Origin of the sequence: Elizabethkingia miricola, from assembly GCF_001675285.1 — a bacterium.
Classification (GTDB): domain Bacteria; phylum Bacteroidota; class Bacteroidia; order Flavobacteriales; family Weeksellaceae; genus Elizabethkingia; species Elizabethkingia miricola.
Genome location: NZ_LSGQ01000003.1, coordinates 325,816 through 350,619 on the forward strand (window position 1 = coordinate 325,816; position 24,804 = coordinate 350,619).

Here is a 24,804-nt window from a genome sequence, read left to right on the forward strand (position 1 = left end):
TATGAGAATAAGGTATATTTTAGTATTTTTTCTTATAGCTATTATTGGGTTTCCTTTTTTTGTAAAGTGTTCAAGTGAAGCGGCTGAAGAACAGGAAAGATACGAAGCTCCTTTTTTTCAGAATCATATTATTATAAAAGGAGTTGTTGATAGTCTATATGATTCGGGTGATCATTGTTTTGGAATTGTTTATTTAAAACATTTTAAAAGTAATGTGGAAGAATTTAATCCTTTTCAAAAAGATGTTTTTCCTTATGCAATTCAAAGAAATGAATGTGAGATTTATTCGTGGGCATGCCTGCATGATATTAAAAAAGGAGATTCTGTTATTTTAGATTCAGATAAAAGATATGTGAAAATTATATCAAGAAATACAACATATAATGCCGAGGGGGATCTGAGATTTATTGGTGGTAAAGTTTTTGAGGTAAAAAGAAAAACTAAATTATTGTTTAAAGATAATTTTAACAGAAATATGCCATGAAAGATTTCTCTTCAGAATTAAGCTTTAAAACTGCACGGAGTAGTGGTGCGGGAGGGCAGAATGTGAATAAAGTAGAAACCATGGTCACTGCCCGTTGGGCGGTATGGGATTCTAAATTCTTTTCGGATGAAGAGAAAAAACTGATTTTCGAAAAACTGAAAAATAAGATCAGTGCAGAAGGTTATTTACAGTTAAGCGCTCAGGAGTCCCGCTCTCAGCTTGATAATAAAGAAAAAGTAATCCAAAAGTTACTGGAGTTGGTAGACAAAGCACTCTTTGTACCGAAGAAAAGATTTAAGACCAAGCCTACAAAGTCATCCAAGGAAAAAAGGTTGAATCAGAAAAAGCAACATTCCGAAAAAAAAGAAAACCGAAAATTTAGAATGTAAATTAAATAGGGTGGTTGGATGAAGCTATATTTCTAATTACGAATCCCTATCTTTGCAGAAATTAAATAATAATAAAAATGAGCAATAGACCCATTTCTGATTTTATAGAAAAATATTATTTACACTTTAATGCAGCAGCTTTAGTAGATGCTTCTAAAGGTTATGTTGCCCACCTTAAAGATGGCGGGAAAATGATGATTACTTTAGCAGGTGCAATGTCTACTGCTGAGTTAGGTAAAATTTTAGCAGAAATGATCCGTCAGGATAAAGTAGCTATTATTTCTTGTACAGGGGCTAACCTTGAAGAAGACTTAATGAATCTGGTAGCACACTCTCACTACGAAAGAGTTCCTCACTACCGTGATCTTACTCCACAGGAAGAATGGGATCTTTTAGAAAGAGGCCTTAACCGTGTAACAGATACTTGTATTCCTGAAGAAGAAGCTTTCAGAAGATTACAAAAACATATTCACGAGATTTGGAAAGATGCAGAAGATAAAGGAGAGAGATATTTCCCGCATGAATATATGTACAAAATGCTTCTTTCAGGTGTATTAGAGCAATACTATGAAATTCCTAAAGAAAATTCATGGATGCTTGCTGCAGCTGAGAAAAACTTACCGATCGTAGTACCAGGATGGGAAGATTCTACAATGGGTAACATCTTTGCATCTTACTGCATTAAAGGAGAATTAAAAGCTTCTACAATGAAGTCTGGTATCGAATATATGACTTACTTAGCAGACTGGTACAAAGGTAACAGCAGTGGGAAAGGTGTTGGTTTCTTCCAGATTGGTGGAGGTATCGCAGGAGATTTCCCTATTTGTGTAGTTCCGATGATGTACCAGGATCTTGAAATGCACGATGTACCTTTCTGGTCTTATTTCTGCCAGATTTCTGATTCAACAACATCTTATGGTTCTTATTCCGGAGCTGTTCCGAATGAGAAAATTACATGGGGTAAATTAGATATCCACACTCCTAAATTTATTGTGGAAAGTGATGCTACAATCTGTGCTCCACTAATGTTTACTTACATTCTTGAGAATTCTTAATAGAAACAGAATATAAATTTCTTAATAAAAGGCTTATCCAATAAGCCTTTTATTTTTTACAATGCAGTCTCCAAACACCGTTAAATACGATGCCCTTACCGGAATGCGTGCTATTGCCGCGATTATGGTATTTGTTTATCATAACCGAAAATACTGGCGCAATGATCTGCCATGGGCAGTAATGCGATTCATCAGTGAATGGCACATTGGAGTAACTGTATTTTTTGTTCTGAGTGGTTTTCTGTTGGCTTATCGTTATCAGGACAAACCCTTGGAAAGTAAAAAGGACTACCTAAAATACATTCTGCTAAGAATAGCCCGAATCTTTCCATTATACTGGATTTTGCTTAGCTTCTATTTTCTGGACACGGAATATTCTAAGAATGTAGATACCTATTTTCTGCAATACTCACTACTGTATTCATTGTTTGATAAATATGTTCTTACCGGAATTGTACAGGCCTGGTCACTCAATGTGGAATTCTTTTTCTATCTGCTCTCACCTGTGTTATTTCTTTTACTGAAGAAAAGCTGGAAGTATTGTGTCTCACTAATGTTGGGATTATTCCTTCTCAGTTGCGCTATAGGCTATGGCTTAGATTGGTACAATGCGAATCCCAAAGGTTTCTTGTACCCGCTGAACTTTATTATGAGCAACACTTTTTTCGGAAGAAGTACAGAATTCTTTTTCGGGATGTTACTGGCTTATATGATGAAGCAGGAAAGCAAAGTAAATACATTGTTGAAACTAAAAAATCCTACATTGTACGGAGGTCTTTTGATAATGCTGTTTACAATTGCTATTGCTTTTTTTGCCAGAAATAATTTTGTGCATGGAGTGGAACGTTGGGAAGGCAGATTAATTCATGAGCTGTTTCTTCCTGTTGCTATAGCATTATTCTTTTGGGGATTAATGTCTGAAAAAACATGGGTCTCCCGATTTTTATCCACAAAGTTTCTGGTACTCCTGGGAAATGCCTCTTTTGTTTTTTATCTTATCCACATCAGTTACTTTAATCTGAAACTTAAATCCCTACTTTATTTGCCAGATCGCAATTTTATATTGCTATGGATTTGTTCCATCATAATTTATCTGTGGATAGAAAAACCTCTCTACAAACTGTGCAGAAATCTTATTGCTAAAATTTAGTTTTCCACATTGTAACTTATATCTCCGTTTAATTTTATCTTTTTTTCAGGATAAAGAAATATACTATTGACTGTTCATCAATAACCAGTAACTTTAACTTCTGTATGAAGGAAAAAGTATTAATGAACTGGAGCGGAGGAAAAGACTCTGCAATGGCACTTTATAATATACTCTGCAACAAAGACTATCGGGTTGAGGGCTTACTTACCTCTGTTAATGCTTCTAATCAGAGAATCTCTATGCATGGTGTAAGCGGAAGTTTGTTAGTAAAACAAGCTGAAAGTATAGGCTTGCCACTCACTAAAATTAATTTACCCGAATCCTCCGATATGACTGCCTATGAAAATATAATGGAGCAGACTTTATCCACATTTACAGAGCAAGGAATAAGAACATCTGTATTTGGTGATATTTTTCTGGAAGATTTGAGGAAATACAGGGAGAAACAATTAGAAAAAATTGGGTGGAAAGCTATTTTTCCGCTTTGGAAAAAAGATACCCGAAATCTGGTATATGAATTCTTAGAACTGGGCTTTCGTACCAGAATCTGTTGCATCAATAAACAATATCTGGATTCCGACTTTTTAGGATGTGATCTGGATGAATATCTTATTGATAAGCTTCCTGAAAATGTAGATCCTTGTGGAGAAAACGGCGAGTTTCATACGTTTGTATATGCCGGACCTGTATTTCAGCATAACCTGAATATTAGAAATGGGGAGCGGGTAGAGAAATCTTATAATCACGATGGAAAGTCTTATGGATACGAGTTTTGCGATATCCTATTAGAGGATCATCAGTAGGTGTATTGTTAGTAAATATTTTTTAACTTTAGATAAACATATTCTTCATGGATCAGCAGTTTAAAGATCAGGTTTTTGAAATTATCAGGATGATACCAAAAGGCAGGGTAACATCTTATGGTGCTATTGCAAAAGCTGTAGGTTACCCAAATCATTCCCGGCACGTAGGAAATGCATTGCGGCATTATGATGCAGATTTTCCGGCACACAGAGTTTGTAATTCGTCGGGTGTTATTACAGCTGAATCCTGTATTCCGGATTTTACTAAAAAGCTTGCCAAAGAGGGGGTAGATGTAAAGGGAAATAAAATTCAGAACTTCAGAAAAATCTTTTGGGATCCGTTAAACGAAATTTAATAATGTCAGATTTTCTCAGAAAGCATATAGAAAATATTATCCGCCTATCCGATGAGGAATATGAAGAAATTCTGGGGTTCTTTGAGCTCAGGAAATACAGAAAAAGACAATTTCTGATTCAGGAAAACCAAATGGTAAACGAATTGTTTATTGTGAAATCAGGATTGTTAAAATGTGGTATGATTGACGATTCCGGTAAAGAACAGATATTGCAATTTGCTACAGAAGACTGGTGGATTTCGGACTACACCGCTTTTTATAAACACCAACCTGCACGCCTGGCTGTAGATTGTATAGAAGACAGCGAGGTTTACTCTATTACCTTTGAGCGTATGAATGAGGTGTGCAGAAAGATACCTAAAGCAGAACATTTTTTCCGTGTGAAAAGTAATTTGGGTTATTGTGCATTGCAGGACAGGGTTTTGGCTCTTATGACTAAAACAGCAAAAGAACGATATGAGGATTTTATTCATCAGTATTCAGAATGGGGAAACAGAATACCCAAGCAGCTTATTGCCAGCTATCTCGGTGTGTCCAGGGAGACTCTAAGCCGGCTTTATAGTTCCTGAAATGTGACTTAGATCACAACTTTTTTTTGAGGTATGTCCTGTGATAATTTTTAGCGCTAACCGAACTTTGTGTCAGTAAATATTAATAATACAAAAGCAAAATATTATGGAACAGAAAAAAGCATTAATCGTTGTGACAAGTGTAGAGAAATATCCTAATATGGAAAGAGCTACAGGTCTGTGGCTGGGAGAAGCTGTACATTTTTATGATAAAATGGTAAACGCCGGAAAGGATGTTGATTTTGTAAGTCCCAGAGGAGGTTATACGCCTTTGGATCCTGTAAGTATTCAGCAGTTTGTACAGCCTGTGGACTGGAAATATTACGCTGATGAAACTTTTAGAAATAGACTGGCAGATACTTTGAAACCTGAAGAAGTAAATGCTTCTGATTATGACGTTATTTATTATGCCGGTGGACATGGAGTTGTATGGGACTTTCCTGAAGATAAAAGATTGCAAAATATTGCAAGAAAAATTTATGAAAATCAGGGAATTATATCCTCTGTATGTCACGGGGCAGTAGGGTTGTTTAATATTACACTTTCCGACGGCTCTTTATTAATTAAAGATAAAACCGTTACAGGATTCAGTAATTCCGAGGAGATAGCGGCTGAGTTGGCAGATCATATGCCATATCTTACAGAAGATGTGCTGAAAAGCAAAGGTGCAAATTATGTAAAAGCTGAGCAGGATTTTACACCGTTTGCTGTGACAGATGGCAGATTGGTAACTGGTCAGAATCCACAATCTGGGGGAGCTGTAGGAGATCAGGTATTAGAAATTCTAAATCAATAAGAATACTTAATATAGAAGAATTTAAAAGTCTGTTTAAATTTTGATTCAAAATAATATTAGACTTTGATAGTTTAGTTCGTCAAGCTCTCTATAAACTGACTCACTATAGACTTAACTCAGTTTGACACTCCTAAAAGGAAGATATTTTGAACGAGCAATGTCACTCTGAGTCTGTCGAAGAGTATTAGTAATAAAATTTAAACAAGTTCTAAAAGCCTTGCCAGAATTCTAAACCCTGGCAAGGCTTTTTTATAGTGTATAACTAAAAATCTAACTCCGGGCTTTCTCCATTTCTTTTTTACCCCATTTCTTTAAGTAAGTAATAAAAGGAATAAGCTCAGCACCCGTTTCGGTCAGGTAATATTCAACTTTTGGAGGTACTTCCTGATAAACCTTTCTATGTAGCAAATTATCATCTTCCAATTCACGCAGCGTTTGAGTAAGCATTTTTGGGGTAATATCGCTTAATGTCTTCCGTAATTCTCCATAGCGCATAATGTTCTCTAGGTGTAAATGCCATAATATTCTGCCCTTATATTTTCCGCCTATTCGCTTAAAAGCATAGTCCACCGGACAGGATACTTCATTGATATATTTGTTGTTTTTCATTTTTATTAAAATTTAATTTACTGATAATCAGTATTAGTATATTTTTGGTATGTAGAGTACTAAAAAGTGCATACTTGACATAAAGGTACTAAATATTCTACATTTGCTTCATAATATTTAAAATAAAACTCAGATGAAAGCAATTTTTTTAAATGAAGCAGGCGGAGTGGAAAACCTGCAATTAACTGAAATAGAAATTCCTGCTATTAAAAACGATGAGGTGCTGGTAAAAGTGGCATCTATTAGTATAAACCCTGTTGATGTAAAGGCAAGACGCAACGATGGTGTCCTAAGTTGGCTATTTGCAGAAGAGCGACCTGTTATTTTGGGTTGGGATATTTCCGGTGAAGTAACGGAAGTTGGCAAAAATGTAAAAGATTTTAAATCCGGAGATAAGGTATTCGGAATGGTTAACTTCTTTGGAAACGGAAAAGCTTATGCTGAATATGTGGCATCTCCGGCGAATCATTTGGCACTTATTCCAGCAGGCGTATCTTTTCAGGAAGCCGCTGCAACAACTCTGGCAGCTTCTACTGCTTATCAGGCTCTAACAGAAATCGGTAAAGTCAAAAAGGGCGATCGTGTATTAATCCATGCGGCCTCAGGAGGTGTTGGCCATTATGCAGTACAAATAGCAAAATACTTAGGTGCTTATGCTATCGGGACTTCTTCTGCTAAAAACAGAGATTTTGTATTGTCTTTGGGAGTAGATGAACATATTGACTATACAAAAGGGGATATCGAAGATTTAGTTAAAGATATTGATGTTGTATTGGATGGTATTGCTGGTGAAACTTTATTAAAATCATTGGATGTAGTGAAAGATAACGGAATTGTGATAACATTACCTTCCGGAGATATTCAGGATGAAGCATTGGAAAAAGCTGCACAAAAAAATGTCGATTTACAGTTCTATTTAGTGTCTTCAAAAAAAGAAACCATACAAACTATAGCTCATTTACTAGAAACTAAAGCATTAAAGCCTCATATTCATCAGGAATTTAGCTTTTCAGAAATGGGGAAAGCTCATACAGAAGTAGAAACCGGAAGGGTAGTAGGTAAGGTAATTGTGAATGTTTAAAAAAGTTTGAGTTCAGGATTTTCACCATTCGGTATTTTAAAATAACAGCTCAGCGATATTATTTTTCATTTCTGGGGACGGTAGGGTAGCTTTGAACCATAATTTAAAAATCAAATACTATGAAAGCTATCAACATTTTATCCGCTCTTTTTTTATTCTTACTAAGTTTTGCTCATGCACAAATGGACGATAAGTTTTATCAGCCAGGGAAAAAACTTAAACCACTTGAATTTTCAAAAGTTGAATATATTGCTGTTCCGGTTGAAAAAGATACTGTTACTGCTTATATTGTGAAACCTGAGACTAAAAAGATTAAGAAAACTATTTTCTTTTTTCATGGTGCAGGGGGGAATGTAACTACTTACCAATATATTACAAAACCTTTAGTAGATGCAGGATTTCAGGTGGTGATGATAGATTTTCGCGGTTATGGAAAGTCAACTGGAAAACCTACACACCTGAATGTAGCTGCGGATGGCCAGATGTTATTCGATAAGTTTATCAACAGACCAGATATCAAAAACACTAAAGTTTATATCTATGGCGCTTCTTTAGGATCACAGATTGCAACGCATCTGGCAAAAGATAATGTGGATAAAATTTCAGGTTTAATTTTGGACTGTCCCATGGCTTCGTTTACTGATATAGCAGCGTTCTATGCGCCTCAGTATAAAGAAATGATCCTGAAAGGTATGGTTTCTCCTTATTCAGCAAAGGAAGATATAAAAGGACTTGGGAAGCTTCCTAAAATAGTTATCCACAGTAAAGAGGATAAAGAAGTTCCTTATGAGCAGGGCAAATTAGTTTTCGACAATGCTCCGGAGCCAAAACAATTTATTGAATCTACGGGAGCGCATTTAGGCGGTATGCAAAATAATTCTGCTGAAATCCTGAAAGCAATCCTGAGCCTTTAATTAAAATAAAAACCTCATAGAATCTGAAATGCCCTATGAGGTTTCTCATTGAATATATATGAAAAAAAGATTACTTTTTCAGTTGTGCAAAACTTCTCTGGATAAAGTCGGTAAGGTCTTTACCTTTCAGTAAGTTTTGGGAAAGCTTAGCCAAATCTAAAGCCTGTTTTACCAAAGCATTTTTATCTTCAGTATTCTCGGTTTTCAGTATTCCTGTCGCTAAATCGCTGTTTGCATTTACAACAAGATTGTACATATCCGGGAATCCTCCCATTGCAAACATTCCACCGCCACCGGTCATCTGCATGTCTTTCATACGACGCATAAATTCCGGCTGGGTTATAATGAATGGAACATCATCACTGTCCAGATCTTCTAATTGTACAGTGTATGCCTGATCGTTTACCGCTTCTTCAACAGATTTTTTCAAAGTTTCCTTTTCTGTATCGTTCAACTTAGCGATTACAGGCTCATCTTTTTTAATCAAATTGTTGATATGGTCTGCATCTACTCTCGCAAAAGAGATATTTTCCTTTGAAGATTCGAGTTTCTGTATCAAATGCGGAATAATAGGAGAGTCTAATAAAAGAACCTCGTATCCTTTAGTTTTGGCATTTTGGATATAACTATCCTGCTCGTTGGTATTAGAAGCATAAAGAATAACCAGTTTTCCGTCTTTATCGGTTTGTAATGGTTTTATCTTTTCGGTTAACTCTTCCCATAGATAATGTTTGCCATCAGTTGTCGGATACAAGGCAAACTTGTCAGATTTCTCATAGAATTTATCTTCAGAAATCATTCCGTATTCGATAACTACTTTTATGTCATTCCACTTCTTCTCGTAATCTTCACGGTTTTCATTAATTAATGAAACCATTTTGTCTGCCACTTTCTTCGTGATGTAAGAAGAGATTTTCTTTACAGCACCATCGGCCTGAAGATAAGAACGGGAAACATTCAACGGAATATCCGGAGAATCAATCACTCCACGAAGCAACATCAGGAAGTCCGGAACAATACCTTTTACTTCATCTGTTACAAAAACCTGATTTTGGTATAACTGGATTTTATCTTTTTCAATATTAAGATTGTTACCCAGTTTAGGGAAGAATAAAACTCCTGTCAGATTGAATGGATAATCGACATTCAGGTGAATATTAAATAAAGGCTCTTCGAACTGCATTGGGTACAACTCGTGATAGAACTTTTGGTAATCCTCATTTGTTAGTTCACTTGGTGATTTTGTCCATGCCGGATTAGGATTGTTGATGATATTGTCTATCTCTATAGTTTCAGCTTTAGCATCTTCTGCTGCATCTTCAGGAAGAGGAAGCGTTTCTGTCTTCATTCCGAATTTAATCGGAACCGGCATAAACTTATTGTATTTTAGAAGCAACTCGCGAATACGGGATTCTTCTAAGAACTCAGTAGAGTCCTCAGCGATATGAAGAATAATCTCAGTTCCGCGGTCTGTTTTTGCAGTCGTTTCCTCCAGTGTAAATTCCGGGCTTCCGTCGCAAGTCCAGTGTACAGCAGATTCTCCTTCTTTGTACGATTTAGAAATAATTTCCACCTTGTCTGCAACCATAAATGCAGAGTAGAAGCCTAAACCAAAGTGTCCGATAATTCCGGAATCTTTAGCGGAATCTTTATATTTTTCCAAAAACTCTTCTGCTCCGGAGAAAGCAACCTGGTTGATGTATTTTTCTACCTCTTCAGTAGTCATACCAAGTCCCTGATCTATAATATGAAGTGTTTTGTTGTCTTTGTCTATTTTAACTTCAATTTTTGGATTGCCATATTCTACTTTGGCTTCACCAATAGAAGTAAGATGCTTTAGTTTTAGTGTAGCATCTGTTGCATTAGAAATAAGTTCTCTTAAGAAGATTTCGTGATCACTGTAAAGAAATTTTTTGATAAGCGGGAAAATGTTTTCCACCGATACATTGATATTTCCTTTTGCCATAATTATTTAGATTTTTTTATTTATGATTTACAGAGGAATTTTTTCAAAAAAAATACCATCCTGCAAAAAGTGACAGAATGGCATTCTTATGTTTTGTAAAGAAAAATGAGAGATTGTATTTCTAAACCTCTGTTTTCAGATCATACTAGTTTGCGTTGATCTTTTCCTTGATTTTTTCTTCTAATTCTTCCTGAAGTTCCGGATTATCTTTGATAACGTCTTTCACCGCATCACGCCCCTGACCTAATTTAGTGTCATTATAGCTGAACCATGAACCGCTTTTCTGAATAACTCCTAATTCAACACCCTGATCCAGAATTTCTCCTACTTTGGAAACTCCCTCACCGTACATAATGTCGAATTCTGCTTGTTTGAAAGGAGGTGCTACTTTATTTTTTACAATTTTTACTTTCACACGGCTACCTACAGCTTCGTCACCTTGTTTGATTGGTGCGCTTGCCTTACGGATATCGATTCTTACAGATGCATAGAATTTAAGAGCATTACCACCAGTTGTAGTTTCTGGGTTACCGAACATTACACCGATTTTTTCTCTTAACTGGTTAATGAAGATTACGGTACATTTTGTTTTGGCAATAGTAGCTGTCAGCTTTCTTAATGCCTGAGACATCAATCTGGCGTGAAGACCCATTTTAGAATCTCCCATTTCCCCTTCAATTTCTGCTTTTGGCGTTAGCGCTGCTACAGAGTCTATTACTACAATATCAATTGCTCCTGAACGGATAAGGTTATCTGCAATTTCCAATGCCTGCTCACCATTGTCCGGTTGAGAAATAATAAGATCTTCTAAGTTGATTCCTAATTTAGCTGCATAATTTCTGTCGAAAGCGTGCTCAGCATCAATAAATGCTGCAATTCCGCCTTGTTTTTGAGCTTCAGCAATTGCGTGAAGCGTTAAAGTTGTTTTACCTGAAGATTCAGGTCCATAGATTTCGATAATTCTTCCTTTTGGATAACCACCAACACCTAATGCAAGGTCAAGTCCTAAAGAACCTGAAGGAATAACTTCGATAGAGTGGTCTACAGAATCCTCTCCTAAAGTCATTACCGTTCCTTTTCCGTAGGTTTTATCAAGCTTTTCCAGCACAAGGGCCAGCGCTTTTTTCTTATCGTCTGTATTGCTCATCTAAAATTTAATTTTTTCAAAATTACGGAAATAAATATACTAAAACCACTCTGTGGATAAAAATTACGATGTATTTTTTAATATTGAAATTCAGCCGGATAGCGGTTTTCAGAGAAGAAAGTGCGTATTTTTTTCAGGAAATACTTGCAAAGTAGAAAATTTGTTGTAAATTTGCACCACAATAAAACAGAGACCCATGGTGTAGCGGTAACACTACTGATTTTGGTTCAGTCATCTGGGGTTCGAATCCCTGTGGGTCTACAGTTTAAGACAAGCAATCAATTTTATAATTGGTTGCTTTTTTATTTGTGGTATTTTTATTCTTTTTGGAACAGGATATGAAGCTGTATTCAAACATTTTTTTGAGAATGACAAGAATTTTGAACTTGTTGATCTAATAAAAATCTTAAATTAAAAGTTACAAGACTAGATCAATAAAATTATGTGCCCACTTTCAAAGTGGGCTTTTTCGTTAAATAAGTTCAATCTGTCTGACAATTTTACCAATCAACATCCACATAGATTTATTTCGATTATTTGATTCATTTCTTTAGAAAAAGTATATTTGTCTCCATTGAGTGAAAAATTCTTCCTTTGACTAAAATATAAAAATAGATATGAAAAAAATAGTTTTATTAGCTTCTTTAACTCTAATCTTCACGAACTGTGGCCGAAGCAACGATAATACAAACGAAATCATTGTCGATCCTGTAGCAGAAGTTCCGGCTTTGCCCACTAAGGTTTCAGGAAGTTATGGCGTGAGAACAGTCAAATATGATGGGAATAAATTACTTGAAATAAGTTCATTAACATCAAAAATGGTACTTGAATATACAGGCGGACTTATTACTAGAGTGACTAATTATAAAGCAAGTGGAGAAAAGGAAAGAACAGTTGAACTTACATATAGTAACGGAAATTTAACAAATGTGTCTTCTAACGGGAGAGATTATAGTGGGACCTTCAGTTATTCTTACCCAAGTGCTAATGTGATTAATTGTACAGAGATAAAGAAATTTACATTTTCGGGATTGATTAGTTACAGTAAAAGAGAAATAACTTATACACTGAATAATGGTAATATTGTTTCTGAAGGAGTAGTTTTTTATTCTAATGATAAGCCAGATGGAAAAGCTTCTATAGTCTATACTTATGATGATAAAAATAACACGTTTAAAAATATTTTAGGAGTTGATAAAATTAAGGCTTTTCTTTCTTCAGAAGAACTGGTGGAGAGTATAACTGGCAACAGTAATAATATATTGACAATGGATATAACCAATATCTCGCTTGCTGGTGTGCTTACTAAATATAAGTTCATTAATAATATTTCCTATTCCGCCAACAATTATCCTATACAGATTATTTCTAAGCAATATGATGCTAATAATCAACAACAGGGCAATACTATAACGGATTTTTTTGAATACAATAAATAATAATTTCAGGTATCACATCGACCCATTATTTTTTATATTATGATAGATGAGCAACTGTCTGAATAAGATAATCAGAGTTGTGAAGTATCTTTTATCCCGGAATCTGTGAATAAAGGGTTTTACTATAATTTGATATAGAAAACATTATATTGAATTATACAAAGCTTTATCATTTAACCAATACTATCCATCCCGGACAGTTTATATTTGCTTGAAAGGCAACTTTGATAAAATATATAGGTTTAAAGAACTCAATCAAAACAGATTTGTCAATTGTAGGTTAGCATCCACTTTAACGGCGAAAATAAAAGATGGACATATTGCTATTTTAACTATCCCGGAAATCTGATATGATGATATTTGAAGACTAGTCTTTTTTAGAAAAAACATACAACGGTCAAACCAGTTTTCTAATGTGCAGAATCTTTATACAATCCCTTTCTTTTAAGATCTGCAATCCATTGTCTTTTATACTCCGGCATAAAGCTGGAGCTTGTCATTTTTTTATACAAATGCTCCCGTTTTAGGGTTCCTGTTATATACTTTTCTGCTATAACTGTACATGCAGGGCCTGCCCATGCTGCTCCGCCGCCAGCATGTTCCATAACGGCAGTCACAATTATTTTAGGTTTATCTGCAGGAGCTATAAGCGTGAAAATTGAATTGTCTTTTCCCTGAGGAACCTGTGCGGTTCCGGTTTTAGCCAATTGAGTAAAATCTTTGGATTTTAGTCCTGCCCCGGTACCTCTTAGCATTACAGCTTCCATTCCTTGCATTACTAAATCATAGTATTTGTCATTTTGTACCAGAGTTTTATGTTTTATCCTAAAACGTGGATCGGGATTCTTTTTACCATCTATCAGTTTTACAATATGAGGAGTGTAATACCATCCTTTATTTGCTATTGCTGCTGTAAAGTTGGCAATCTGGAGAGGTGTTAGTAATATTTCTCCCTGTCCCATACCATTATAAACAGCCTGAATAGGTTTCCAGTTTTTACCATACCTTTTTTTATAGTATTTGCTGTCCGGGATGAAACCTTTTGCTCCAACTGCCACATCGTTATCCATATAATTGTTTAGCCCAAAACTTTCCATGATTTTGTACCATTCGTCTATACCTTTTGATGGGTTACCGGGGTATTTATTCAACATAGACTGATATGCATATGAAAAATAACAGTTACTGGAGACCTGAATAGAAGGAATAAGTGGTACTGCACCTCCATGTCCTTTTATGCTTACTCCTTTATAATGGAAGCCTCCTCCACATGGAAAAACAGTATTTTCGTCTATAACTCCCATTTGCATTCCTGATAAAGCCGTGAGTAGTTTGAAAGTAGATCCCGGAGGGTAAGAAGATTGTACGGATCTGTCTAGCGTGGGAATATCGAAAGAATCTTTTGCTAAATGATAAAGATTTTTGGATTTTTCATTACCTGTAAAAAGGTTGGGATCGATATCCGGTCCTGTGGCTAAAACTAAAATTTCTCCGTTACTCGGATCTAAAGCTACAATAGCCCCGTGCTTATCTATAAGCATTTCTTCTGCTATTTTTTGAAGATCGTAGTCTATCGTAAGAGCAATGTCTTTTCCTGTAACAACATTCTTATCCTGTTCTCCGTTTTTGTAAGAGCCAATATTCCTGAGCTTTATGTCTTTCTGGATATATTTTGTTCCTTTAATTCCCCTGAGATCTTTTTCATAAGCTTTTTCAATTCCGGTTTTTCCGATAAAATCTCCCGGGAGATAATAGGTTGAATCTTTTTTTATCTCTTTCTCATTTACCTCATTGGTATACCCCAAAAGATTTCCTGAGGTAGATACTTCATACTTTCGTTGTGGTCTGTAAACAATATTAAATGCGGGATATTTAAATATAATCTCTTGTATTCTTGCTATTTCTTCACGACTTAGGTCCTTCATAAAAGTCATCGGAGTTAGTTTAGAATAATACTTTTCCTTTTTTATTGTATTTATTTTATTTGCAAATACCTCTTTGCTTATTTTAAGGAGATGGCAAAAGCCAAGTGTGTCAAAATCGGGCTTCATAAGATTTTCCGTAAAGGACATTTCATATGAAGGCTGGTTTCCAACCATTATTTTTCCATTACGGTCAAAAATCACCCCCCTTTGGGGAATAATATATTCTGTTTTTATAGATGTATTGGCTGCATTAAGGGCATACCGATCTGTTACTAATTGTAAATAAATAAGTCTTGCAATGAATATCACAGAGATAATCAGCAAGACTGAAAAGATCTTTAAATAATTAGCTTTCAAGTCTATTATTGGTTTTATATCGTAATGGGGAATGGGAAAAGCAAATATATAAAAAATAGTTTCTTGCTTTATGAAAATAATTTCCCTAAAGCTGTTTTTATAAGTTTAATTTAATCACTTGTCTAAATGTTTACGAACAAAATAATATAACTTCTGTAGATTTATTTCGATTATTTGATTCATTTCTTTAGAAAAAGTATATTTGTCCCCGAAAAGTGAAAAATGTATTTTTTCTTTCATTAAATAGCATCAAGTTTTATCAAATAATATAAAAACAGATATGAAAAAAATAATTTTATTAGCTTCTTTAACTTTAATCTTCGCAAGCTGTAGCAGGAGTAGTGATAATACAAATGAAATCATTGTAGATCCTGTAGTTGAGACTCCAATTTTGCCCACTAAAATATCTGGAAGTTGGGGAGTGAAAACAATTAAATATAACGGTAATAAATTATCTGAAATGATGGGCTCGGATTCAAAAACAGTTTTTGAATATTCAGGAGATATTATTACTAAAATAAAAAGTTATAATACAAAAGGAATAGAAATAGAAACAGTTGATTTTGTATATAGCAATGGTAAATTAACAAATGTATCTTATAATGCTACAAATAATAAAAAAACATTTGTTTATTCATATCCGGATGCTAATACAGTAGTTAAGACTAAAGTAAGAAATTATACTTTTGCAGGAGAGTCTATGACAGATAAAGAGGATGTAACTTATACCTTGAAAAACGGAAATATTGTTTCAGAAGAAATGGTGTATTATCATAATAATAAACTATATGGAAATATCTCTGCCACTTATACTTATGATGATAAAAATAATGTATATAAAAATGTTTTAGGCTTTGATAAAATCAAAGTATACCTTTTTGCAGATTTAAAAGATTATGTAGGATCTGGCTCCAATAATAATCTTTTAACTAAAAGCCTGACTAATATCACAGTTGCAGGTGAAACAAGTAAATATAAAGATGTCTATAGTAATAGTTATTCATCCAGTGATTATCCTATACAGATTATTTCTAAGCAATACGGCACCAATAATCAACAACAAGGTGATACTATAACGGATTTTTTTGAATACGGTAAATAATAATCTCTGATACTATTTTGCCCATTATCACAAAAATAAAAATTGATGAATAAACTATATCTATTATTTGTACCGTTAGTATTTACATTATTTATGTCTTGTAATGGCCGTGATAATAATGATTCTTCGGATCAAAAAAAGATGATGATTAGTAAAATAACGGTTACTTCTTTTGATAATCCGGCATCTCCGGATGTGAGTGTTCAGTCCTTTAAATATAATACCAGTGGAGATGTAATAGAAATAAAATCGGGGAATTCCGGTAACTATGTTGCCGTTGATTATACTGCTGATAAGAAGATCAGTAAAATGAATCACTATAAGAATAATAAGGGTATTGAGTATACCGAGAATTTTACTTATCAGAATAATCAGTTGATAAAAATAATTGCAGAATATGAGAATAAAGCATTTAACAGAATTATTGACTATACATATGATGGTGACGGGAATTTGAAGACCAGATCCATATGCGAAGGACCGCCTTGTAGCAATCCGTCAAAAACGACATTCTATTATTCCGGAGCAAATGTTAACTCAAGATCCGATTCGGGAGGAGGAAGTTCATATGTGTTTGTGAGTGATTATACCTATGATAATAAACCCAATCCATCAGTTAATATGAATAATTATCTAAGAGTTGTTTTTGCTTATCAGGATCTTATGGGGATCAATAATATTCTTACTGAAAAGATTCATAGCAATCGAATGACTATTACCTATGTCATAGATTATAATGCAGAAGGGCTGCCTGTGAAAAGTTTGGGAAAAGATGAGAAAGGCAACAATTGGGTACAGTATAATTATGAGTACATAAGATTATAACAGATTCAAAACATTATAAGATATGATTGAATCTGTTGAGCCATAATGTTTTCAGAAAAACTAAATACCCAAAAGATTAAATAGATCTTCCTTTTTGGTCAGGGCTATAGGAATTACCTTACCATTATTTAGTTCCGCAGTATTTCCGGAAATAGATTTTATAGCACTTATTTTTACAATAAATGACCTGTGTATTCTGAAGTGTTTTAAAGGTAACAATATGTCTTCCATTGATTTTAGAGTCGCTAATGTTGTAAGAGACTCCGAGGACGTTACAATTTTTAGATAATCTCCCAAAGCTTCTATGTAAAGAATGTCTTTCAGGGTTACCTTTACAAGTTTACCATTTACCTTTACAAATATGTGATCAGAAGAAGATAATTCTGGTTTTAAAGACTCGGGAACGGTACTTATTTTTGCTGAATCAGCTCTTTCTTTTGCTCTGTTTACAGCTTTCAAGAACCTGTCGTATGCGACTGGTTTTATAAGATAATCAACAACACCATTTTCAAAGCCATCCAATGCAAAATCCCGATGTGCAGTGATAAATATTATTAATGGAGGTTTGGTAAGGGAACGGATGAGGTTTATACCATTGATTTTTGGCATTTGAATATCACTAAAGATTATATCTGTTTCGTTGGACTGCAGATAGGTTAAAGCTTCTATAGGATCCTCAAAGGAGGCTCTTAGTTCCAGAAAAGGTATGGTCTGTACAAAACCAACAATCAGTTCTTTACCAATAGGTTCATCATCAACAACGATACAGCGTAATTTATCAGCCATTTTTATTTTAAATTTATGGATAGTGAAACAGAAAAATAAGTTTCTTTGTCTTCTATTTTAAATTCATGTTTGTCGGGGTAGATCAGAGCTAGCCTTTTCTCAATATTTTTAATTCCGATTCCTCCCAGAGCAGCCTTTTTGGAAGGTTTTTTTTCTTTATTATTCTCAATGAGAAAATTAAAAATATTATCAGCAATATTTATATTTATTTTCACAAAATTATTTTCCGGTTCTTTCAGTCCGTATTTAAAAGCATTTTCTATGAATGTAAATGTCAGCAGAGGAGCAATCAGTAGACCCTGTATTTCCTCGGGAGTGTTGATATTTAATGAAATATCTTTGTTTTTGGAGTGTCGCATTTTCTCCAGGGAAAAATAATTGCGGATAAAATCTAATTCTTTTTCGAGAGCGACCTTTTCGGTGTCCGACTCATATAAAGAGTAGGCCATAAGGTTTGAAATACTGATAATAGTTTGAGGAGCAGAAGGATCATTTTTAACAACCAAGCCATAAAGATTGTTCATGGTATTAAATAAAAAATGTGGATTGAGCTGAGATTTAAGAAAATCTTTTTCTATGTTTAAATTTTGAAGCTCTAAATCTAAAGTTTGTTTTTGAAAAAATATAGTTCTGCTAAAAAGCCTTGTAGTGTCAAAAAGCATTTTTGTAAAAAATAGCGGTGAAAATGAATAAATAACTTGTATCGTATTCCCCAATACAGTTTCTACTGATAAGGCTTCCGAAAGCTTTAAAGCCGCATTTTTCTTTATAATATCCTTTAGGAACCCATTGTGAATATCAATATTAAAATAATTCAGTACAACAAGTTGTAAATGGTTAACAAATAACCATGTATAGACAGCAAGGGGCAAGCACAGAATAAGAAATAAAATCCCAAAACGGCCTTTAATGATATAAGGAATAACCAGATAGAAAAGCAAATAAAATACAACAATATTATTAATAGCAGCTCTGGAGGTGATTAAGAAACTAACTGTTAGTGGTAGTTTCAGCTCCATTATATAGTATAAAAATAATAATGTGGAAATTAAAATCCACATGCTCATATGGCATAGGACTCTTATAAGAGGCGTATAATGCTTATCGAAATTTATATTAGAAATTCTTTCTAAAAAAGGAGTCATTTTCTGATGAGGTATGTGCATATTTTTACTTAATCATTTAGAAAGAAGCAAAAATATCATAATTATTAATCCGTGAAGTAAATTTTATCGAATAAAAAAGAAAAGCTTACAAAATAAATAATGTAAGCTCTTGGATCAAGCATATTAATCTTGTTTACAGCTGTCTTTGATTTTAGAAAAAAGCTCCTTCTCTCCCCATGTCGGATAGTTTTTGCCTGCAGGCTTAAAGCTGGTAAATAATTCTTTATTTTTCTGAAGTTTACTGCAAAGATCATTATCTTTTTTTCCCATGAAGCTATTCATCCTATCCTCAAATAAATTCAGTAAATATTGAGGTCTTGGATTAGCAGGGTTTATAGTAATTGCTTTTTGATAATTGCTGATAACATCTTTGTAGTATATCTGTCCGTTTTTCTGTGGATCCTGAGATATTTTAGCATAATAGTAGTAACCTAATAATGTATATAATTCAGATTTATCAGAAGTCGGATTGTCTAATAGTTTTTCAATCCGTTCTTTAGCATCTGTTAGTATTGCTTCCTTTTTATCAGGATCAGTAAAGAAGGACATAGAAGTTTCCATATAACTAACATAGTATGACGGTAGCCAGTAATTGGAATCTAGAGATTCTATTCTTTTAATTTCATTGATCGAATTTTGTATATCACTTTCAGTATGGACAGCTTTTGCCTTTTCCAGAGCTCTTTCCAGAAATTCTTCTTTTTTTTCAGAAGATACGTTAGATTGTGCCATACAGTGAATTTGTATTAGAATAAAAGCTGCAAGAGGTAATGTTTTTAGTTTCATAAGGTTAATTTTTGGCGTTAAATTGGTGGTTTTTTGTTTTAAGTATTGTGTATTTAATTTATATATGATGTAACAGGTGTATTCTCAGAATAGATTATTGTTAGAAGTTCGATACATCGTATGCAGAATTGTTTTTAAGTGATATGAAAATACCGATATAGAAAAATCTGTTTCTTGAGGCTGTAATGGGTTCATTGTTGTAAAATCCGTTATTATTTGGATGCTGTGCAAATCGATAAGAGAAAATATTTTCCCGTCCCAATAGATTAGATAGAGAAGTATACAGAATTACCTTTTTCCCAAGCAAAATACTTGCATTAGCATCCAAGCTGCTGTATACCGGGGTTTTCGATTGGTTGAATCCTTGTAAAGCCGGATTGTTGTAAGTCCTTCCGCTGGCGAATGTATGGGTAATTCCGAAATAGGTTTTAATAGGTGATATGTAATAAAGCGCATTTAACCTGATATTATGCTTTGATGCAAAAGATGGCGTTGCTGTTTCAGTGTACTTTTCATACAATCTTTTAGAATCATTGTAAGAGTATGAAAGTGAATATTTGAAATTTTTGATACTCTTATCGTCCGAAAAATAAACATCAAAACCCTTACTGTCTCCAAATCCGTTAGAGGTATACTCATTATCCTTCCATAAATGTAAGTTTGAGTATTTCTTGTAATAAAATTCTGTTTTCAGGCTGATACCGTGATTGTCATAACTAAAGCTGGCAATATATTGATCTGAAATTTCTTGGGATAGATTATTAGATTTGGCTAATACCACATTTCCGGGTAATTGGTAATATCTTCCATATATTAATGATGACTGGAACTTTTTATTGATATAATCTAATGATAATCTCGGATAGAAAACAGATGATTTATTGTAATCATTATATTCTGCTCTTGCTGAAATATTTGTATATAAGCCCTTATGTAACCTTAGTTGATTGTCTGCAAAGATTGCTGATATAAAATAATTGAGTTTTTGATTCTGCAATTTCTGGTCATTCAGGTAATATTGATTGTCATAGTTTCTTATAAAATTTTCAACGCCAGCAGTTAATTTATAGTACTTGGAGAATGTTTTTCTAAGTCTGAATTTTGCATGGATTTCCTGTTGTGCCTCATTATAAGCATCACCGCTAACTTGTGTATTACTGTATTTGTCATCTACTCTTGAGAAAGCCAGTCCTGCAAAATATTGTAATCCGTTTTTAGGCTTTGTTTGGTAAGTTGTATTCAGGTAATAGTTATTTTCTGCCAGTCCCAGATCTCTGGATTGTAAAGTATTTATATCATTATACTCTCTGTTGAAATCAGTTCTGTTGTAGCCCCAGTAAACCTTTAGTTGTGATTTGTCTTTAAATATATTTTTAAATTGTCCTTCCCCGGAAAAGTTGCTATAATCTTTTTTCCAGGTATAGCGGTCAGGAAAAATACGGTTGTATAAACCCAGATTTGTATAATTGAGGTTAAAAGATACAGACTGATGCTCTTTTCCCAAAGTTCCGCCACCTCCAACACTAAGAGGAGAAAAGTTAATACCCAGTTTGGACTCACCAGAAACATCTTTCGTTTCCATCGGTAATACTGATGACAGTGCCTGCCCGTATTCTAATTCGTATCCGCCCAGAGATAAATTGATTCCTTTAAAAATAAAAGGGGAGAATCTACCACGGGATGGTGTATCCTGTGCATTTGCAGTATATGGTGAAAATACATGCATGCCATCAATATAAGTTCCCAGTTCATTACTGTCTCCGCCACGAATATAAAGCTTGCCATCTTCGCCTACTTTCTGGGTTCCGGGTAATGATTGTAAAGCTCCCATAATATCACCATTAGAGCTGCCGGTCATTACAACATCCAGGGCATTCAGCTGTTCTACACCTCTGCTTTTTCCTAAACTAAAAGAATTGGCAGAAATAACAACTTCATCTATGGATTTGGCTTTTTTGTCGACTATTATATTTCCCAGATCCAAAACTGATGGTGAATTGCTATCCAGGCTGATTGACTTACTTTCATATCCTGTAGCACTTATAATCAATACCATTTTTCCAGGAGCCTGGTCTTTTTCTATATTGATTTTAAATTGCCCTTGTTCATTTGTAGTATCCCCCAGAATTGTATTTTCCAGATATATATTTGCTCCGGAAATTGGGGATTTGGCTGTGCTTTTGATAAAACCGGTAATACTTGTTTGGGAATAGACTACTGAAAAAATAAGTATTGCGGATAGAGAGAATAATTTATTTAACATTTGACTGGTTTTAGTTGTTGTTTATTAATTTATGGGTCAAATGTAGAAGGGTAGGATAACTGATAAAATTTTTTTCGATGAGATAAGGGTTTCAGTGGACGAATATGATCAGCTTATCGGTGAACAATTTTATAAATCCCGGCTGTATTATAAAGAAAGATACTTTCGGATGCTATGTTTATATGACGGGAAATATCTTTCGTGCTTTTTATTGGGCAGTTTATTTTCTAATAGAAAACAATGCCTATTTTTGTCTAAGTTGCAATTATAAAAAGTATATAAATCCGGGTTAACAGAAAATGAAAACAATAGTTCAAAAATTGAGAGAAGAGCAAAACCTTACTCAGACTGAACTCGCAGAGAAATCCGGAGTTTCATTAAGAACTGTTCAGCGGATTGAGGCCGGGAATATTCCCAAGGGCTTTACCTTGAAAGCTCTTGCCGGAGCATTGGAAGTTACCCCTGAAGATCTGGTTGATAGAAAAGAAGAAACTCTTAATGTTGACAGAGCCAAGTTAATTAATCTTTCCGCTTTAGCCGGTCTTGTTATTCCGTATGGAGGAGTTATTTTTCCGCTGATATTGACATGTAAAACAAAGGACGTCAAAAACAGAGCGATTGGGAAAAGCATTGTAAGTATTCAGATTATTTTGGCCCTCGCTGTATCTGTTTTTATGATTATAAGTCCTTTCATTCAGAAAGCACTATCTGTCCGATTTCCGCTTTTTATTATTCCACTTATTATCTTCATCTGTCTGAAATTATTTGTAGTTATCCACAATGGTATCTGTCTTAATAAAAAAAGCGATATTTTTATTAAGCTGAAAACCAGCTTCTTGTAATTTCTGACATAAAACTGACGTAAGATTGTCATATTGTTTTTGTGGGAAAACAGATTGTTAAATCCGAATCTTGCACAAAAATCTGAAATGAAAATCTTTAAAAAAATTGTATTAGCCTTTTTAGGTGTTTTAGTTTTAGCCTTGATAGCAGGCTATATTTATTTTGATCAAAAGTTTACCCCGGAAAAAAACTATCTGACTGTAGAAAAAGAAAGTGGAAAAATCCCCATAACCTGGCCGGGAGAAAATAAAAATGTATTGTTAGTACCTATTCATTTTTCCGGTGATTCCACAGTATATTATTTACAGTTTGATACAGGATCACCTTATACCTTGTTTTATACCAAAGCTATAAAGAATATAAAAGGAATTGCGACTTCAAATGAGCGAAGCAGGACAACATTTTATCTGGGAAATACAACAGTGACTTCGGATAAATTCAGAATTATAGATAATGGAGAAAGCTCTGATAAGAATGATTCCTTAAAAATTATCGGTACACTGGGAGCAGATATTCTTGAAGACAGAAAAACCGTTATCAGCTTCAAAGAAAATTATATTGTTTTTAATTTGCCTGATACCCCGGACGATTTTAAAAATAATCTTGAAGACTTCACATTTAAAAAAAGGCATATCATTATTCCGGCACTATTGAAAGGTAATAAAGAGAAATTCCTGTACGATTCAGGAACCAGTGCTTATGAGTTACTAACATCCAAAGAAATATGGGAAGTCTTAAAGTCAAAAGATTCAAAAGTTATTAAAGAAAAAGCCAATTCCTGGCAGAATGTTTTAACCACTTATACAGCAAAGACAGATAACCTTATAAAAATAGGAAGCAAAAATATACCGCTAAACAATGTTACTTATGTAGAAGGTTTTTCGCAGGCACAATATTCTATGATGAAGTTTTCGGGTATGACAGGAATGCTGGGGAATCAGATATTTATGAATAATATTCTCTATATCGACTGCTTTAATCATAAACTAGGCATTGAATAAAGCATATTATTCCTGTTACATAATACTTTAGTTTAGCTTTTAGAAAATAGTAAACAAATTTTATTATTATTATTAATTCAAATCATATTTGTAAATATTATCTTTCCCTTTACTGGTAAATTTTGTATCTTTAGTAGGTATTAAATAATTGAGCTATGAAAGAGTCTGACAGAAATATACCAAACGGACTTGTGCTTGGTGTTATTGGAATACTTGTTGTGATGATCATTGTTTATCTCATTATGGCTTTATTTTTTCCGGATGTTTTAACTTCTATGAGTGAAGCAAAATGATCCTGAAAAATAAATATGTGTGACCAGATACAACAAATGTTGCTTTTACAACGTTATTAATGATGAAAATTAATAATGAGGAAATTATTTTTTGCTTTTTTAGGGGTACTGATCTGGACAGGAGGCAAGTCTCAGTCCGCTCGTTGTTATGATCTTAGTACAGTTCTGAAGGTAGAGCCTACCCCAATCTATAAACAGCATCTCGATGCTTCGGCAAAGTTTAATATTAACATTCTGGAGAATTCCAAGAGTATAAATAAGTACACTAAAAAAGGGAAGCTTGTTTCTATAGGAAGTCTTGGGAAAGGTTACCGGATTCAGAAACTGGATTATAGCCGGGCTTATTTGGTCCCAAAAGCGAAAACGACGCTTCGGGGCATCGCTAAAAAGTTTAATGCCAATACTAAAGGAAGTACTTTAACAATAACATCTCTTACCAGAACTCTGGAAGATCAATGCCGCTTGCGGAGAGTAAATCCCAATGCTTCTTTGGGAATCAGTTCCCATAACTATGGTAACTCTTTTGATATTTCTTATGTCCGCTTCAATGACAGACATAAGTCTAACCCAAGGCTGGAAGCAGCGCTGGAAAAGGTACTGAATGTTTACAGAGACGAAGGAAAACTTTACTATATTAAAGAAAGACAGCAGAGCTGTTATCATATAACAGTAAGAAACTATTGAATAAAAAGCCTTCAG

25 protein-coding genes and 1 tRNA gene are annotated in these 24,804 nt (G+C 34.2%); 18 read left to right on the plus strand and 8 right to left on the minus strand.

Annotated features, from left to right (window positions below):
- Position 1: 1 nt before the first annotated feature.
- The 8 genes from ATE49_RS04415 to ATE49_RS04450 all read left to right on the plus strand — a co-directional run bounded on the left by ATE49_RS04415 (position 2) and on the right by ATE49_RS04450 (position 5,602).
- On the plus strand, positions 2-484 hold the full coding sequence (locus tag ATE49_RS04415; RefSeq protein ID WP_059156873.1) for a hypothetical protein: 483 nt from the start codon (positions 2-4) through the stop codon (positions 482-484).
- Positions 481-873 (plus strand): alternative ribosome rescue aminoacyl-tRNA hydrolase ArfB, encoded by a 393-nt coding sequence (gene arfB / locus ATE49_RS04420; protein ID WP_059156874.1) that lies wholly within the window; start codon positions 481-483, stop codon positions 871-873. The genes ATE49_RS04415 and arfB overlap by 4 nt, the downstream gene beginning before the upstream one ends.
- Before the next feature lie 77 nt (positions 874-950).
- Positions 951-1,928, plus strand: coding sequence for a deoxyhypusine synthase family protein (locus ATE49_RS04425; protein WP_034870957.1), 978 nt, complete (start codon positions 951-953; stop codon positions 1,926-1,928).
- Between the two features lie 61 nt (positions 1,929-1,989).
- Positions 1,990-3,078, plus strand: coding sequence for an acyltransferase family protein (locus tag ATE49_RS04430; RefSeq protein WP_059343623.1), 1,089 nt, complete (start codon positions 1,990-1,992; stop codon positions 3,076-3,078).
- A gap of 104 nt (positions 3,079-3,182) precedes the next feature.
- Complete coding sequence (locus ATE49_RS04435; RefSeq protein ID WP_065081216.1) at positions 3,183-3,881, plus strand: Dph6-related ATP pyrophosphatase; 699 nt, start codon at positions 3,183-3,185, stop codon at positions 3,879-3,881.
- Between the two features lie 47 nt (positions 3,882-3,928).
- Positions 3,929-4,237 carry an MGMT family protein gene (locus ATE49_RS04440; RefSeq protein ID WP_059156877.1) on the plus strand — a complete coding sequence of 103 codons (309 nt, stop codon included), beginning with the start codon at positions 3,929-3,931 and terminating at the stop codon, positions 4,235-4,237.
- A 2-nt stretch (positions 4,238-4,239) separates the two neighbouring features.
- Entirely contained in the window at positions 4,240-4,806 is a 567-nt protein-coding gene (locus ATE49_RS04445; protein WP_059343625.1) for a Crp/Fnr family transcriptional regulator, read from the plus strand.
- A gap of 106 nt (positions 4,807-4,912) precedes the next feature.
- Positions 4,913-5,602 carry a type 1 glutamine amidotransferase domain-containing protein gene (locus ATE49_RS04450; RefSeq protein ID WP_065081217.1) on the plus strand — a complete coding sequence of 230 codons (690 nt, stop codon included), beginning with the start codon at positions 4,913-4,915 and terminating at the stop codon, positions 5,600-5,602.
- Positions 5,603-5,872: 270 nt separating this feature from the next.
- On the opposite strand, the gene ATE49_RS04455 is transcribed toward ATE49_RS04450, so the two are convergent.
- Entirely contained in the window at positions 5,873-6,211 is a 339-nt protein-coding gene (locus ATE49_RS04455; protein WP_059324168.1) for a winged helix-turn-helix transcriptional regulator, read from the minus strand.
- A gap of 133 nt (positions 6,212-6,344) precedes the next feature.
- Between ATE49_RS04455 and ATE49_RS04460 the strand changes: the two genes are divergently transcribed.
- Together ATE49_RS04460 and ATE49_RS04465 are read left to right on the plus strand one after the other, a co-directional pair.
- Entirely contained in the window at positions 6,345-7,292 is a 948-nt protein-coding gene (locus ATE49_RS04460; protein WP_065081218.1) for an NADP-dependent oxidoreductase, read from the plus strand.
- A 119-nt stretch (positions 7,293-7,411) separates the two neighbouring features.
- Entirely contained in the window at positions 7,412-8,206 is a 795-nt protein-coding gene (locus ATE49_RS04465) for an alpha/beta hydrolase (RefSeq protein WP_065081219.1), read from the plus strand.
- 70 nt (positions 8,207-8,276) lie between these two features.
- On the opposite strand, the gene htpG is transcribed toward ATE49_RS04465, so the two are convergent.
- Entirely contained in the window at positions 8,277-10,172 is a 1,896-nt protein-coding gene (gene htpG, locus ATE49_RS04470) for a molecular chaperone HtpG (RefSeq protein WP_065081220.1), read from the minus strand.
- A gap of 145 nt (positions 10,173-10,317) precedes the next feature.
- Positions 10,318-11,319 carry a recombinase RecA gene (gene recA / locus ATE49_RS04475; RefSeq protein WP_059343632.1) on the minus strand — a complete coding sequence of 334 codons (1,002 nt, stop codon included), beginning with the start codon at positions 11,317-11,319 and terminating at the stop codon, positions 10,318-10,320.
- Between the two features lie 190 nt (positions 11,320-11,509).
- Between recA and ATE49_RS04480 the strand changes: the two genes are divergently transcribed.
- Together ATE49_RS04480 and ATE49_RS04485 are read left to right on the plus strand one after the other, a co-directional pair.
- Positions 11,510-11,580, plus strand: a tRNA-Gln gene (locus tag ATE49_RS04480).
- Between the two features lie 356 nt (positions 11,581-11,936).
- Complete coding sequence (locus tag ATE49_RS04485; protein ID WP_065081221.1) at positions 11,937-12,758, plus strand: hypothetical protein; 822 nt, start codon at positions 11,937-11,939, stop codon at positions 12,756-12,758.
- Between the two features lie 410 nt (positions 12,759-13,168).
- Here ATE49_RS04485 and ATE49_RS04490 read toward each other — a convergent pair whose 3' ends face one another.
- Positions 13,169-15,040 carry a penicillin-binding transpeptidase domain-containing protein gene (locus ATE49_RS04490; protein ID WP_081278409.1) on the minus strand — a complete coding sequence of 624 codons (1,872 nt, stop codon included), beginning with the start codon at positions 15,038-15,040 and terminating at the stop codon, positions 13,169-13,171.
- Positions 15,041-15,320: 280 nt separating this feature from the next.
- Here ATE49_RS04490 and ATE49_RS04495 point away from each other — a divergent pair, with 280 nt between their 5' ends.
- A complete protein-coding gene (locus tag ATE49_RS04495; RefSeq protein ID WP_065081222.1) occupies positions 15,321-16,142 on the plus strand; it encodes a hypothetical protein in 822 nt (273 codons plus the stop codon).
- A gap of 45 nt (positions 16,143-16,187) precedes the next feature.
- On the plus strand, positions 16,188-16,967 hold the full coding sequence (locus tag ATE49_RS04500) for a hypothetical protein (protein ID WP_065081223.1): 780 nt from the start codon (positions 16,188-16,190) through the stop codon (positions 16,965-16,967).
- A 60-nt stretch (positions 16,968-17,027) separates the two neighbouring features.
- On the opposite strand, the gene ATE49_RS04505 is transcribed toward ATE49_RS04500, so the two are convergent.
- The 4 genes from ATE49_RS04505 to ATE49_RS04520 form a co-directional block, all read right to left on the minus strand.
- Positions 17,028-17,753: a LytR/AlgR family response regulator transcription factor gene (locus ATE49_RS04505; protein WP_065081224.1), complete on the minus strand. Its 726-nt coding sequence runs from the start codon at positions 17,751-17,753 to the stop codon at positions 17,028-17,030.
- Between the two features lie 2 nt (positions 17,754-17,755).
- Entirely contained in the window at positions 17,756-18,919 is a 1,164-nt protein-coding gene (locus ATE49_RS04510; protein WP_081278410.1) for a sensor histidine kinase, read from the minus strand.
- Positions 18,920-19,042: 123 nt separating this feature from the next.
- A complete protein-coding gene (locus ATE49_RS04515) occupies positions 19,043-19,705 on the minus strand; it encodes a hypothetical protein (protein ID WP_065081225.1) in 663 nt (220 codons plus the stop codon).
- Positions 19,706-19,805: 100 nt separating this feature from the next.
- A complete protein-coding gene (locus ATE49_RS04520) occupies positions 19,806-21,968 on the minus strand; it encodes a TonB-dependent receptor (RefSeq protein WP_065081226.1) in 2,163 nt (720 codons plus the stop codon).
- A gap of 299 nt (positions 21,969-22,267) precedes the next feature.
- Here ATE49_RS04520 and ATE49_RS04525 point away from each other — a divergent pair, with 299 nt between their 5' ends.
- From ATE49_RS04525 to ATE49_RS04535, 4 genes are all read left to right on the plus strand, one after another.
- Positions 22,268-22,810, plus strand: coding sequence for a helix-turn-helix domain-containing protein (locus tag ATE49_RS04525; protein ID WP_065081227.1), 543 nt, complete (start codon positions 22,268-22,270; stop codon positions 22,808-22,810).
- 87 nt (positions 22,811-22,897) lie between these two features.
- The gene (locus tag ATE49_RS04530) at positions 22,898-23,812 is read left to right on the plus strand and encodes a hypothetical protein (RefSeq protein ID WP_065081421.1); all 915 of its coding nucleotides are present in this window, start codon (positions 22,898-22,900) and stop codon (positions 23,810-23,812) included.
- A 155-nt stretch (positions 23,813-23,967) separates the two neighbouring features.
- Complete coding sequence (locus ATE49_RS20110) at positions 23,968-24,105, plus strand: hypothetical protein (protein WP_021348829.1); 138 nt, start codon at positions 23,968-23,970, stop codon at positions 24,103-24,105.
- 75 nt (positions 24,106-24,180) lie between these two features.
- Positions 24,181-24,789 carry a DUF5715 family protein gene (locus tag ATE49_RS04535; protein ID WP_059156892.1) on the plus strand — a complete coding sequence of 203 codons (609 nt, stop codon included), beginning with the start codon at positions 24,181-24,183 and terminating at the stop codon, positions 24,787-24,789.
- Positions 24,790-24,804: the final 15 nt, after the last annotated feature.